8 protein-coding genes and 3 pseudogenes are annotated in these 13916 nt (G+C 51.8%); 5 read left to right on the top strand and 6 right to left on the bottom strand.

What is annotated here, in order from left to right:
• Positions 1 to 9: 9 nt before the first annotated feature.
• The 3 genes and pseudogenes from ldtC to BGK49_RS06935 form a co-directional block, all read right to left on the bottom strand.
• Positions 10 to 970, bottom strand: a pseudogene (gene ldtC, locus BGK49_RS06945) (L,D-transpeptidase LdtC).
• Between the two features lie 143 nt (positions 971 to 1113).
• The gene (gene mfd / locus BGK49_RS06940; RefSeq protein WP_004984571.1) at positions 1114 to 4560 is read right to left on the bottom strand and encodes a transcription-repair coupling factor; all 3447 of its coding nucleotides are present in this window, start codon (positions 4558 to 4560) and stop codon (positions 1114 to 1116) included.
• 127 nt (positions 4561 to 4687) lie between these two features.
• On the bottom strand, positions 4688 to 5761 hold the full coding sequence (locus tag BGK49_RS06935; RefSeq protein ID WP_000810310.1) for an acyltransferase family protein: 1074 nt from the start codon (positions 5759 to 5761) through the stop codon (positions 4688 to 4690).
• 261 nt (positions 5762 to 6022) lie between these two features.
• Here BGK49_RS06935 and lolC point away from each other — a divergent pair, with 261 nt between their 5' ends.
• The 5 genes and pseudogenes from lolC to cobB all read left to right on the top strand — a co-directional run bounded on the left by lolC (position 6023) and on the right by cobB (position 10936).
• On the top strand, positions 6023 to 7222 hold the full coding sequence (lolC, locus tag BGK49_RS06930) for a lipoprotein-releasing ABC transporter permease subunit LolC (RefSeq protein WP_005027577.1): 1200 nt from the start codon (positions 6023 to 6025) through the stop codon (positions 7220 to 7222).
• On the top strand, positions 7215 to 7916 hold the full coding sequence (lolD, locus tag BGK49_RS06925) for a lipoprotein-releasing ABC transporter ATP-binding protein LolD (RefSeq protein WP_001033695.1): 702 nt from the start codon (positions 7215 to 7217) through the stop codon (positions 7914 to 7916). Before lolC ends, lolD begins: the two co-directional genes overlap by 8 nt.
• Positions 7916 to 9160: a lipoprotein-releasing ABC transporter permease subunit LolE gene (gene lolE / locus BGK49_RS06920; protein WP_001251380.1), complete on the top strand. Its 1245-nt coding sequence runs from the start codon at positions 7916 to 7918 to the stop codon at positions 9158 to 9160. Before lolD ends, lolE begins: the two co-directional genes overlap by 1 nt.
• 28 nt (positions 9161 to 9188) lie before the next feature.
• The gene (gene nagK, locus BGK49_RS06915) at positions 9189 to 10100 is read left to right on the top strand and encodes an N-acetylglucosamine kinase (protein ID WP_000291298.1); all 912 of its coding nucleotides are present in this window, start codon (positions 9189 to 9191) and stop codon (positions 10098 to 10100) included.
• A gap of 15 nt (positions 10101 to 10115) precedes the next feature.
• Positions 10116 to 10936 (top strand): annotated as a pseudogene (gene cobB, locus BGK49_RS06910) (Sir2 family NAD+-dependent deacetylase).
• Between the two features lie 155 nt (positions 10937 to 11091).
• Here cobB and potD read toward each other — a convergent pair.
• The 3 genes and pseudogenes from potD to BGK49_RS06895 all read right to left on the bottom strand — a co-directional run.
• Entirely contained in the window at positions 11092 to 12132 is a 1041-nt protein-coding gene (gene potD / locus BGK49_RS06905; protein ID WP_000759299.1) for a spermidine/putrescine ABC transporter substrate-binding protein PotD, read from the bottom strand.
• Positions 12129 to 12923 (bottom strand): spermidine/putrescine ABC transporter permease PotC, encoded by a 795-nt coding sequence (gene potC / locus BGK49_RS06900; RefSeq protein WP_000580316.1) that lies wholly within the window; start codon positions 12921 to 12923, stop codon positions 12129 to 12131. The genes potD and potC overlap by 4 nt, the downstream gene beginning before the upstream one ends.
• 166 nt (positions 12924 to 13089) lie before the next feature.
• Positions 13090 to 13818 (bottom strand): annotated as a pseudogene (locus BGK49_RS06895) (tyrosine-type recombinase/integrase); the annotation flags it as partial.
• Positions 13819 to 13916: the final 98 nt, after the last annotated feature.

The following is a 13916-nucleotide window of genomic DNA, read 5'->3' as shown; positions in this document are numbered from 1 at the left end:
ATCCAGGATTTACAGAGTTTGTGGGCTCACTTGATGACGGCGGACATCCACCGGCATCCCGGAACGGACATCCATCACATGTTGCATCACTTCAGCGTCAGTTTGTGCTGCATCTTTAAATGATTGCATTGCGCTATTCAGCGTAATTGGCAGCAGCTGCGGATCGTCATCAATCTTCTCTGACAGCGGCTGATGTACTTCAACCAGACGCGCACCGTTTGGTTCGGCAGAGACTTTTATCGGAGTGTTGATGATATTCACTTTGGTGCCTGGGGTGACCTGGCTAAAGAGTGTTTTGATATCGTCATCCCGCAGACGAATACAGCCAGAACTTACCCGCATGCCAATGCCGAAATCGGCGTTCGTACCATGAAGCAAATAAACGCCGCCATAGGCCGCCAGACGAATCGCATGATGGCCCATTGGGTTATCCGGTCCAGCCGGCACTACCGCAGGCAACTCAATTCCCTGTGCTTTATAACGGGCGCGGGTGTTTGCCGTTGGCGTCCAGGTTGGGTTTGCCGTTTGTCTGAAACGGTGGTCACCATTGTCGGTGTCAGCGTGTCACCACCTAACTGACAATACCTATTGGATACACGGTTACCGAATTTTTACCCGGCGGGTAGTAATAGAGACGCAGCTCCGCAATGTTGATCACAATGCCTTCGCGCGGCGCGTCTGGAAGTAGGGTTTGCAACGGGATCGTTAACACGCTGCCCGCGCGCGGTACGTAAGGATCAACGCCGGGGTTAGCCTGTAACAGAGCGAGAAAGCCGACGTTATATTTTTTGGCGATGGCTTCCAGAGAACCACCGTCATTTTCCACCACATGAAATTTGTTTTCGCCAACCAGACGACTGCCCGCTGGCGGCAGCGGCCAAGTGTTGGCTTTTGCCGGTAGCGCCAGCGCCACGGCAGCGGCGAACGTAAAAAACGTTAGCCAGCGAGAAAAACGCGTTTTGATCATCACCAAAAATCCATAATAAATATAAGGTTATTGTAATAAACAGATAAGCCTGAATTATGGATGGTGACAGTGTCGGATAGTGCAGGGAAGTGCAAAGAATTTGTAAATGTTGCCGATGGGGGCGCAGAAACGCCCCCGATTTACCATTAAGCGATCGCGTTCTCTTCCAGTTCACGCATAAACTGGCGTACCCATTCGATACGCGTTTTCCGCTCACTCAAATCCTGAATAAATTTCAGGCGCGTCGGACCATCAAGGCGGTAATGCTGCGGCTGTTTTTGCAGCAAACCAATCAACCAGGCCGGATTAACGTGATTCTTCTCGGCAAATTCGATCACCCCGCCTTTCTCATTACCTTCCAGCTTCCTGATCCCCAGTTTCTGCGCTTGCTGGCGCAGACGGGCAACATCCAGCAGGGTACGCGCCGGATCCGGCAGCAGGCCGAAGCGATCGATAAGCTCGACTTTGATCTCTTCCAGTTCGTTTTCCGTTTTGGCGCTGGCAATACGTTTATAGAACGACAAACGCGTATTCACGTCAGGAATGAAATCATCTGGCAATAGCGACGGCATCCGCAGCTCGACTTCTGTTTGCTGGCTGGTGAGATCTTCCAGCGACGGCTCGCGTCCGGCTTTCAGTGCATCGACGGCGTTTTCCAGCAACTCCATATACAGCGAGAAACCGATGGTTTCCATTGAGCCACTTTGTTCTTCGCCAAGCAGTTCACCCGCGCCGCGGATCTCCAGATCGTGCGTTGCCAGCGCAAAGCCTGCACCGAGATCTTCCAGCGAGGCAATCGCTTCAAGACGTTTTTGTGCATCGGTAGTCATCGCTTTTGGATGCGGCGTCAGCAGCCATGCATATGCCTGATGATGTGAACGTCCGACGCGACCGCGTAACTGGTGCAGCTGCGCCAGACCGAAGTGATCCGCGCGTTCAATGATAATGGTGTTGGCTGTCGGGATGTCGATCCCGGTTTCGATAATGGTTGTACAAACCAGCACGTTGAAACGTTGATGATGGAAATCATTCATCACCCGTTCCAGTTCGCGCTCGCGCATCTGCCCGTGACCGATGGCGATCCGCGCTTCTGGCACCAGTTCTGCCAGCCGTTCGGCAGCTTTCTGGATGTTTTCCACATCATTGTAGAGATAATAAACCTGCCCCCCGCGCAAAATTTCACGCAGGATCGCCTCCCGGACCACCAGGCTGTCATACTCACGGACAAAGGTTTTAACTGCCAGACGACGGGCGGGCGGCGTGGCGATAATCGACAGGTCACGCATTCCGCTCATTGCCATATTCAGCGTGCGTGGGATCGGCGTTGCAGTAAGCGTCAGAATATCCACGTTCGCGCGCATCGCTTTAATGCGCTCTTTATGACGCACCCCGAAGCGGTGTTCTTCATCGACAATCAGCAGGCCTAAATCTTTAAACTTGACGTCACTTTGCAGCAGTTTGTGCGTACCGATCAGAATATCGATTTTCCCTTCCGCCACTTCCGCAAGGATTTGCGTCTGCTCTTTGGCGCTGCGGAAACGGGAGATCATTTCGATACGTACCGGCCAGTTGGCGAAACGGTCGCGGAAGTTGTCGTAATGCTGCTGCGCGAGAAGGGTGGTAGGCACCAACACCGCCACCTGCTTGTGGTTATCTACTGCCAGGAAAGCGGCGCGCATCGCCACTTCTGTTTTACCAAAGCCAACATCGCCGCACACCAGACGATCCATTGCCAGCGGCTGACACATGTCGCTAAGTACCGCATTAATGGCCTGCGCCTGATCCGGCGTGGTTTCAAACGGGAAGCTGTCGCAGAACAACTGATACTGCTCACGATCGTGTTTAAACGCGAAGCCCTCTTTGGCGGCGCGTTGCGCGTAGATATCCAGCAATTCCGCCGCCACATCACGCACTTTTTCCGCCGCTTTCTGCCGCGCGCGTGACCACGCATCGCCGCCAAGTTTATGCAGCGGGGCGTTTTCTTCCGCGCCACCTGCGTAACGGCTAATCAGATGCAGTGACGACACCGGAACATACAGTTTGGCGTCGTTGGCATAGGTGAGCATCAAATACTCGCCAGTAATGCCGCCCGCTTCGAGCGTGGTCATTCCGGCATAGCGCCCGACACCGTGCTCCAGATGGACCACCGGCTGACCAATATGCAGCTCCGCAAGGTTACGGATCAGTGTATCGGGGTTGATGGTGCGGCGAGAATCCTGACGACGGCGGGCAACACGTTCACCGAGCAGATCGCTTTCGCAGATCAGCGCCAGATTACGCACCTTATCGACAAAACCATGTTCGGCAGCGCCAATCATCAGATAACGCCCACGGTCGCTGGCTTCATCAAGACGCATAATGCGTTGCGGAGCAATTTTAATTCGTGCGAGCAGTTCACCCAGCGCTTCACGGCGACCTTCACTTTCTACCGAGAACACCACCGGACCGTCGAAAGTCTCGAGGAACTTACGCAGCGCATCCAGCGGCGCTTTTTGTTGCGCCTGAACGGCCAGGTCTGGCAGTTTCTGGAAACCTAAATTGGCATTCGCGGCTTTTGTCGGTAAATGTTTAGTTTTTAGCTGCACCCGGGGCCAGTTTTTCAGCTCTGAGAAGAGCTCGTCCACCCGCAGCCAGAGCGATTGTGGTGGCAACAGCGGGCGCATCGGATCGACGCCGCGATTCTCAAAACGCGCCAGCGTGTCAGCCTGGAAACGTTCGGCACTGGTTTCCAGATCGCCAGTATTCACGAGCAAGGTATTGGCAGGGAAATAACTGAACAGCGGCGGCAGTGGTTCGCTGAAGAACAATGGCTGCCAGTACTCGATCCCGGCAGGTAATGTGCCTTTACTCACTTGCTGGTAAATATGTTCCGGATCGCGCTTCACTTCGAAGGTATCGCGCCACTGGCTGCGGAACAGTTCAATTGCCGCTTTATCGGTCGGAAATTCGTGCGCGGGCAGCAGATTGATCGCTTCTACTTCCTCCAGCGTGCGCTGGCTGTCGACGTCAAACACCCGCAGGCTGTCGATTTCATCATCAAAGAAATCAAGACGATAAGGCAGCTCACTCCCCATCGGGAAGAGATCCAGCAACGCGCCGCGCGTGGCGTATTCGCCGTGCTCCATCACCTGGTCAACATGGCGATAACCGGCGCTGTCCAGTTGGGTTCGTAATGCATCTCGTGACAGACGCTGACCTTTTTTCATCACCAGCGCATGACCGTGGAGAAAACTGTGTGGGCAAACGCGCTGCATAAGCGTATTCACCGGAACAATCAGTACGCCACGCTGCATCGTCGGTAGCTGGTAAAGGGTGGAAAGGCGCGAGGAGATAATGTCCTGATGAGGCGAAAAGCTGTCGTAGGGAAGAGTTTCCCAGTCCGCCAGATTCATCACCATCTGATCGGTGAACTGACTGATTTCATCATGCAAACGCAGAGCATTTTGCATATCTGGTGCAATGAGTACCACCGGACCGGCGTGACGTTCGGCAATTTCCGCTACCAGCGTTGCACAGGCTGCGCCGGTTAACTCGCCCAGCAGACGCTGCTCACCCGCTTTGACGGGCAGCGTATAACGATATTGTTCAGGCATAACGGTTGTCAGATTCTCGTTAGGATATGCCTCAACATATGGGGGCATATCTCTGATAAGCAATGCTGTTCATTATCCGTAATCGACATGGTTTAGCAAATTGAATCGCCCCGGCTGGGGCGATGGCTTAGCGGGAGTAACTGACGGCAGCGGGCAGTGAAGGCGGGGAGAACAACAGATCGCTGAATGCACGCTGTGAAAGTTTTCTTACCAGCAAGCCCGCAACAGTACAGATGAACAAACTGACAAAGGGATAAACCAGCAGGAGTGTCAGTTCGACTTGCGGCGACCAGCGTGCTGCGTTCATTTGCGCAAGCAGAGTTAAGCTGAATATTTCAACCAGAATGCGATGGGTGGTGTAGATAGCAATGGTGTTGGAGCCAATCACATTCAGCAGGCTGGTGGAGCGCATACCGAATCGTTGCTCGTACTGATAAAAAAGCTTCATGATCACCACAATCGATACCAGCGACAACAGCAGCGAGATAGTAAACAACCAGGCACCGACCGCCAGAACGGTAAGCAAAGAAGCCATCAGCAGATGGCGGCGCAACGGTACCTCTTTAACACAGGTCATTATTGTTGCGCCAAACCATGCGCCAAGGCTGTAATAAGGCAAATTGCGGATCACACTGTTCATTCCCCACCACGGCGTGGGAACGAAATTAACCGCCACACTCAGCAGTACAAACAAGGCGAATAGTGGCAGCGCCAGACGGCTAAAAATTTTACATACCACGAAATAGACAATTAACGCATACAGATACCACAAGCTGGTGCTGGCGGTGATCATCCCGTGCAGGAACTCACCGGTGGAATCGGCATAAGCGGCATTGGAGGCATTGCTTAAATCGCGCTCAGGTGCCAGCCACTGGTTCAGCGCACTTAACGCCAGCCACTGCACCACGCCCCAAAGCGCCAGCACCCAGAAGATGTTCCAGATCCGTTTATCGAGACAATTTCCCCACGGTACGCTGTCGATATAGCGGCGAATCAAATAGCCGGATATAAAGAAAAAAACCGGCATACGAAAGGGGGCAAGGTAAAGATTGAAATAGATCCAGCATTTGCTCAGGACTTCCGATAACGGATGCTGAAAAGTGGTCATATGCGGATAAAAGGTAATGACCGAGTGATAAATCACCACCGGATAAATACATAACCCTTTGATCTGGTTAATCCATAGCTCTTTTTGTTTCATCAGGACAACACGCTCTTTTTTAATTTACATGCGGTTGATCCTGCGGGTTATGACCCGAGGTGTAATGGGTATCTGTCTGTATTGGATGATTTTTCAGATTAAGATCAGGCGGCAAGATTGATGATAAAACATGGCAATTTAGCCGATTGATTTACGGGGGCTTTTCAGATTAGCCCTGACGATCACTTACAGTTCAGACGTTTACCCATCTTGCTTTCGCTTATATACTCGTGTCTTTGCTACAGCAACCAGACGGATTTCATGTACCAACCTGTCGCTCTATTTATTGGCCTGCGTTACATGCGTGGGCGTGCAGCGGATCGCTTCGGTCGTTTCGTCTCCTGGCTTTCTACCATCGGCATTACCCTCGGGGTGATGGCGCTGGTCACAGTATTGTCAGTGATGAACGGCTTTGAGCGCGAGCTGCAAAACAACATCCTTGGCCTGATGCCACAGGCAATTCTCTCTTCTGAGCATGGCTCTCTTAACCCGCAGCAACTCCCGGAAACGGCAGTCAAACTGGACGGCGTTAATCGCGTCGCACCTATTACTACCGGTGATGTGGTACTGCAAAGCGCGCGCAGCGTGGCGGTCGGGGTGATGCTGGGTATCGATCCGGCGCAAAAAGATCCACTAACGCCGTATCTGGTCAATGTGAAACAAACTGACCTCGAGCCGGGGAAATATAATGTCATCCTCGGCGAACAACTTGCCTCACAGCTAGGCGTTAATCGCGGTGATCAAATCCGCATGATGGTACCATCTGCCAGCCAGTTCACGCCGATGGGGCGTATTCCAAGTCAGCGCCTGTTCAATGTGATTGGCACTTTCGCCGCCAACAGTGAAGTCGATGGCAATGAAATGCTGGTGAATATTGAGGATGCCTCGCGTCTGATGCGTTATCCGGCAGGCAATATTACCGGCTGGCGTTTGTGGCTGGATGAGCCGCTGAAAGTCGACTCATTAAGTCAGCAAAAACTGCCTGAAGACAGCAAATGGCAGGACTGGCGTGATCGTAAAGGCGAGTTGTTCCAGGCCGTACGCATGGAAAAAAATATGATGGGTTTACTGCTGAGCCTGATTGTCGCCGTTGCGGCGTTTAACATTATTACCTCGCTGGGGCTGATGGTGATGGAGAAGCAGGGCGAAGTAGCGATCCTGCAAACGCAAGGCTTAACTCCGCGACAAATCATGATGATCTTTATGGTGCAAGGGGCCAGCGCCGGGATTATCGGTGCGATCCTCGGAGCGGCGCTTGGCGCACTGCTTGCCAGCCAGTTAAATAATCTGATGCCAATAATCGGCGTCCTGCTTGATGGCGCGGCGCTGCCGATGGCTATCGAACCTTTACAGGTCATTGTTATTGCGCTGGTGGCGATGGCTATCGCGCTGCTGTCTACGCTTTACCCTTCATGGCGCGCTGCCGCCACACAACCCGCTGAGGCTTTACGTTATGAATAAGATCCTGTTGCAATGCGACAACCTGTGCAAACGCTATCAGGAAGGCAGTGTGCAAACCGATGTACTGCACAATGTCAGTTTCAGTGTCGGCGAAGGTGAAATGATGGCGATCGTCGGTAGCTCTGGTTCCGGTAAAAGCACCTTGCTGCACCTGCTGGGCGGACTGGATACGCCAACCTCCGGCGATGTGATCTTTAACGGTCAACCGATGAGCAAACTGTCGTCGGCAGCAAAAGCAGAACTGCGCAACCAGAAACTGGGCTTTATTTATCAGTTTCACCACCTGCTGCCGGATTTTACCGCCCTGGAAAACGTGGCTATGCCGCTGCTGATTGGCAAGAAAAAGCCCGCTGAAATCAACAGCCGTGCACTGGAGATGTTAAAAGCGGTGGGGCTGGAGCATCGTGCGAATCACCGCCCATCTGAACTTTCTGGCGGCGAACGCCAGCGTGTAGCGATTGCCCGTGCGCTGGTCAATAATCCGCGTCTGGTACTGGCGGATGAGCCTACCGGTAACCTCGATGCGCGTAACGCCGACAGCATCTTCCAGTTGCTTGGGGAATTGAATCGCTTGCAGGGCACCGCCTTCCTGGTGGTTACTCACGACCTGCAACTGGCGAAACGTATGAGCCGCCAGTTAGAAATGCGTGATGGACGTCTGACGGCGGAACTGAGCCTGATGGGGGCGGAGTAATGGCGATGCCTTTATCGTTATTAATTGGCCTGCGTTTTAGTCGCGGACGGCGGCGCGGCGGCATGGTGTCGCTGATCTCCGTCATTTCTACCATTGGCATTGCCCTCGGTGTGGCGGTATTGATCGTCGGCTTAAGCGCGATGAACGGCTTTGAACGCGAACTGAATAACCGCATTCTGGCGGTGGTGCCGCATGGTGAAATCGAAGCGGTAAATCAGCCATGGACTAACTGGCAGGAAGCACTGGATAAAGTGCAGAAAGTGCCGGGTATTGCCGCCGCTGCGCCGTATATCAATTTCACCGGGCTGGTGGAAAGTGGAGCGAATCTGCGCGCAATCCAGGTGAAGGGCGTTAACCCACAACAGGAACAGCGTCTGAGCGCATTACCCTCGTTTGTTCAGGGGGATGCGTGGCGCAATTTTAAAGCGGGCGAACAGCAAATTATCATCGGCAAAGGCGTGGCGGATGCGCTGAAAGTGAAGCAGGGCGATTGGGTGTCGATCATGATCCCCAACTCGAATCCTGAGCATAAACTGATGCAGCCAAAACGTGTGCGTTTGTACGTTGCGGGTATTTTGCAGTTGAGTGGCCAACTCGATCACAGTTTTGCCATGATCCCGCTGGCGGATGCCCAACAATATCTTGATATGGGTTCCAGCGTGTCAGGTATTGCCCTTAAAATGACGGATGTTTTCAACGCCAATAAGCTGGTACGCGATGCGGGTGAAATGACCAACAGCTATGTTTATATTAAAAGCTGGATTGGTACTTACGGCTATATGTATCGCGATATCCAGATGATCCGCGCCATTATGTATCTGGCGATGGTACTGGTGATTGGCGTGGCCTGTTTCAACATCGTCTCCACCTTAGTGATGGCGGTGAAAGACAAGAGTGGCGATATCGCAGTATTAAGAACGCTGGGGGCGAAAGATGGTTTAATTCGCGCCATCTTTGTCTGGTATGGATTGCTGGCAGGGCTGTTCGGCAGCCTGTGTGGGCTGATTATCGGCGTAGTTGTTTCACTGCAACTTACCCCGATTATTGAGCGGATTGAAAAGCTGATCGGTCATCAGTTCCTCTCCAGCGATATCTATTTTATTGACTTCCTGCCATCGGAATTGCACTGGCTGGACGTCTTCTACGTACTGGTCACAGCATTGTTGCTGAGTCTTTTGGCAAGTTGGTATCCGGCGCGGCGCGCCAGTAATATTGACCCTGCGCGAGTCCTTAGCGGCCAGTAAAGGCAGTACATTAAAACAAGGAGCGGCAATGTATTACGGGTTTGATATTGGTGGAACAAAAATTGCGCTTGGCGTGTTTGATAGCGGTCGGCAGTTGCAGTGGGAAAAGCGGGTGCCGACACCGCGTGACAGCTATGACGCATTTTTAGATGCAGTGTGCGAGCTGGTAGCCGAAGCTGATCAACGTTTTGGCTGTAGAGGTTCTGTCGGCATTGGTATACCGGGAATGCCGGAAACAGAAGATGGTACGCTGTATACCGCCAATGTCCCCGCAGCCAGCGGTAAACCGCTGCGTGCCGACCTGAGCGCACGTCTTGATCGCGATGTACGCCTTGATAACGATGCCAACTGTTTTGCCCTTTCAGAAGCCTGGGATGATGAATTTACGCAATATCCACTGGTGATGGGGTTGATTCTTGGTACCGGCGTTGGCGGTGGGCTGATTTTCAACGGCAAACCGATTACCGGTAAAAGCTACATTACCGGCGAGTTTGGCCATATGCGTCTGCCGGTTGATGCGTTAACCATGATGGGGTTGGATTTCCCGTTACGTCGCTGCGGCTGTGGTCAGCATGGCTGCATTGAGAATTATCTGTCTGGTCGCGGTTTTGCGTGGCTGTATCAACACTATTATCATCAACAGTTGCAGGCTCCCGAAATTATTGCGCTTTATAATCAAGGCGATGAGCAGGCAAGGGCGCACGTTGAGCGTTATCTGGATTTATTAGCGGTTTGTCTGGGAAATATCCTGACCATTGTTGACCCTGACCTGGTCGTCATTGGTGGTGGCTTATCGAATTTCCCGGCAATCACAACGCAACTGGCGGACAGGCTGCCTCGTCATCTCTTACCTGTAGCTCGTGTTCCGCGCATTGAACGCGCGCACCACGGTGATGCGGGAGGAATGCGTGGTGCGGCCTTCCTACATCTAACCGATTAAACAACAGAGGTTGCTATGCTGTCGCGTCGGGGTCATCGGTTAAGTCGTTTTCGTAAAAATAAACGCCGCCTGCGCGAGCGTTTGCGTCAGCGTATTTTTTCAGAGATAAAGTGGTGCCGGAAGCAATGGAAAAACCAAGAGTACTCGTACTGACAGGGGCAGGAATTTCTGCGGAATCAGGTATTCGTACCTTTCGCGCCGCAGATGGCCTGTGGGAAGAACATCGGGTTGAAGATGTGGCAACGCCGGAAGGTTTCGATCGCGATCCTGAACTGGTGCAAGCGTTTTATAACGCCCGTCGTCGACAGCTGCAGCAGCCAAAAATTCAGCCTAACGCCGCGCATCTTGCGCTGGCTAAACTGCAAGACGCTCTCGGCGATCGCTTTTTGCTGGTAACGCAGAATATAGACAACCTGCATGAACGCGCAGGTAATACCAATGTCATTCATATGCATGGGGAATTGCTGAAAGTTCGTTGTTCGCAAAGTGGTCAGGTTCTCGACTGGACCGGAGACGTTACGCCAGAAGATAAATGCCATTGTTGCCAGTTCCCGGCACCCTTGCGCCCGCACGTCGTTTGGTTTGGCGAAATGCCACTCGGCATGGATGAAATTTATATGGCGTTGTCGATGGCTGATATTTTCATTGCCATTGGTACTTCCGGGCATGTTTATCCGGCGGCTGGGTTTGTTCACGAAGCGAAACTGCATGGCGCGCACACCGTGGAACTGAATCTCGAACCAAGTCAGGTCGGTAATGAATTTGCCGAGAAATATAACGGCCCGGCAAGCCAGGTGGTGCCTGAGTTTGTTGAAAAGTTGCTGAAGGGATTATAAAGCAGGAAGCATTGCCTGATGCGCTACGCTTATCAGGCCTACGAGCGGACCACAATACCGACGAAAGAGTGGGATAAAACTCTACTGTCCTGACTCATTAGCCACATCCTTGCTAAATAAAAAACGGGCGGTAATACCACCGCCCGCTTGCTGAATTAACGTCCTGCTTTCAGCTTCTGATAATACTCTTCATAAATGCTGCTGGCTGCGCCAACGTCATTCTGCCATTCGCCATTTTTAATGGTTTCAGCATCCGGGTAGAGCGTTTTATCGTTCGCCACTTCTGGACTTAACAGCTTACGCGCCGCAAGGTTTGGCGTTGGATAACCGATAGTTTCAGCAACCTGTTTTGCCACATCCGGGCGCAGCAGGAAGTTGATCAATTTCAGCGCGCCTTCTTTGTTTTTGGCATTTGCCGGGATCGCCAGGCTGTCCATCCAGAATATGCCGCCTTCTTTCGGCCACACCACGTCAATAGGCGTACCCGCCTGGCGTGCAACGAAAGCAGAACCGTTCCAGATCATGCCGAGGTTAACTTCGCCTTCCATGTACGGGTTAGCCGGGTTATCGGAGTTAAACGCTGCGACGTTTGGCATCAGTTTTTTCAGCTCGTTATATGCAGCTTCAATCTCTTTCGGATCGGTGGTGTTACCGGAATAGCCCAGCTTACGCAGCGCCATCTGGAACACTTCACGGGCATCGTCGGTCAACAGCAGGCTGCCTTTGTACTCTGGCTTCCACAGATCGGCCCAGCTGGTGACAGATTTCGGATCCACCGCATCACCGTTAACACCAATCGCCGTCGCCCCCCAGATATACGGAATGGAGTAGTCGTTATTCGGGTCAAAAGGCTTGTTGAGCATGTCTGGATCGAGATTGCTGAAGTTCGTTAACTTCGACTTGTCGATCTTCTGGATCATCCCTTCTTTACGCATTTTATCGACGTAATAGGTTGAAGGAACCACCAGGTCATACGCACCGTCTTTGTACGTTTTCAGCTTGGCGTACATGGTTTCGTTCGACTCGTAAGTCGAATAGATAACCTTAATACCGGTTTCTTTGGTGAACTGTTCAAGCAGTCCTGGCGGCACGTACTCGGTCCAGTTGTAGAAATACAGCGTGTTGTTGTCATCGGCGTGAGCGGCGCCCAGTGCCAGAGCACCCGCCGCGAGCAGGTGGCGTGACCATTTTTTCATTTAACGTCCCCTGTGTTACCTTTCGTTTTATCACGAGCAATAAGCTGACTGGCAATAACCATCACCAGCGACAGCACCAGTAATATGGTTGCCAGCGCGTTAACTTCCGGCGATACGCCGACTTTGACCATCGAATAAATTTTTAACGGCAGAATTTCATAACTTGGTCCGGTGACGAACGAAGAAACTACCACATCGTCCATCGACAGGGTAAAGCTTAACACCCAGCCCGCTGCCACCGCTGGCATTGCCAGTGGCAGTATGATTTTTCGCAGAATGGTAAATTCGCTGGCACCGAGATCTTTCGCCGCTTCCAGCATCCGCACGTCAAAACCTTTCAGGCGCGAATACACCGTCACCACCACAAATGGCAGGCAGAAGGTGATATGCGAGAACAGCAGCGACCAGAAGCCAAGCTGAATACCCAGCAGCATAAACAGCACCAGCAGCGAAATTGCCATCACGATATCTGGTGACATCATTACCACAAACAGCATTCCGCTAACGAACGGCTTACCGCGAAAGCGATAACGGTACAGCGCAACTGCCGTCAGTGAACCGATAAGCGTAGCAAACGTCGCCGAAAACACCGCCATTGTTAGTGAATGCTGCGCTGCCTGTAACAGGCTGTCGTTGTTCATCAGCAGGCTATACCATTTGGTGGTAAAACCCTGCCAGTTGATGCCAAAGCGCGAGCTGTTAAAGGAGTTCACAATCAAAATAATGATTGGGATATACAGGTACGCGTAGATAGCGGTCATAAAACCGCCGCGAAGCAGTCGACCGATCATTCGAGTTCCACCTTCTTATTCATAAGGTGGAGCACTTTCAGGATTTTGAATTTATTCAATTTTTTCCTTTCTCCAAAATCTCTCCAAAACGTTTCCCCAAAACTAGGCCACGCATTTTACAACATTTTTTTCCTGAGATGGTGACGGATATTCCATATGGTGTTTGTCAAATAACCAGCTTAACCCATTCCTGACCTCGAGTATCGTTATAGCGATCGGTGGTTGCCTGGACTTTATGTCCTAGTAATGTTTTTGTATCGATACCCTGTGCACGGTACAGCCGTTCTGATAGAGAGCGTTGTTCATGAAATGTTGGCGGAGTTTTTCCTGCTGGTGGAATTATCCCAGCCAGATCCCGTGCTTTGGCAAAGTAGTCGCTCAGGTTGTCTTTACTCATCGGCTTCGGTTGTTTCTGGTGCCGACTATGGATTAGATATGGACTTAATATTCTGTCTCGGCACCCATCAATAACTTCTTTTAACGTTATCCCAATGGCATCACAGCGTAGTGTAAGCGGTAACGCCAGACGCATTCCGGTTTTTCCCTGGGTGATATGCAAGTGTTCGTTCCACACATCTGAAAAACGCATGTGGCAAATGTCATCACGGCGCTGACCAGTAACAATCGCAAGAAGCATTGCGTTACGGATAAAGTGTTTTTCAGGCGTTGCATTGTAAATTTTTTGCCAGTCTTCCATGGTGAGCCTGGCTCTGGTTACTTTAGGGATCGGTTTACGGGTAGCCTCCGGAGGATTCCATCCAGGAGGAACTTCCCCTGCATGCTGTGCTTCTTTATAAATATCAACCCATAATCCACGATTTACTCTCGCTGTGCTGACCATGTCTTTATCCAGCCACTCATCCAGTATTAATGCAAAGTCTCTTACTTCCAGTTTGGATTTGCCCCTATATTTCCAGACATCTGTTATCACTTAACCCATTACAAGCCCGCTGCCGCAGATATTCCCGTGGCGAGCGATAACCCAGCGCACTA

Origin of the sequence: Shigella sp. FC1544, assembly GCF_001722145.1 — a bacterium.
Classification (GTDB): Bacteria; Pseudomonadota; Gammaproteobacteria; order Enterobacterales; family Enterobacteriaceae; genus Escherichia; species Escherichia coli.
The sequence above is the reverse complement of the archived record's forward strand: the minus strand, read 5'-3'. Positions and strand labels throughout refer to the sequence as shown.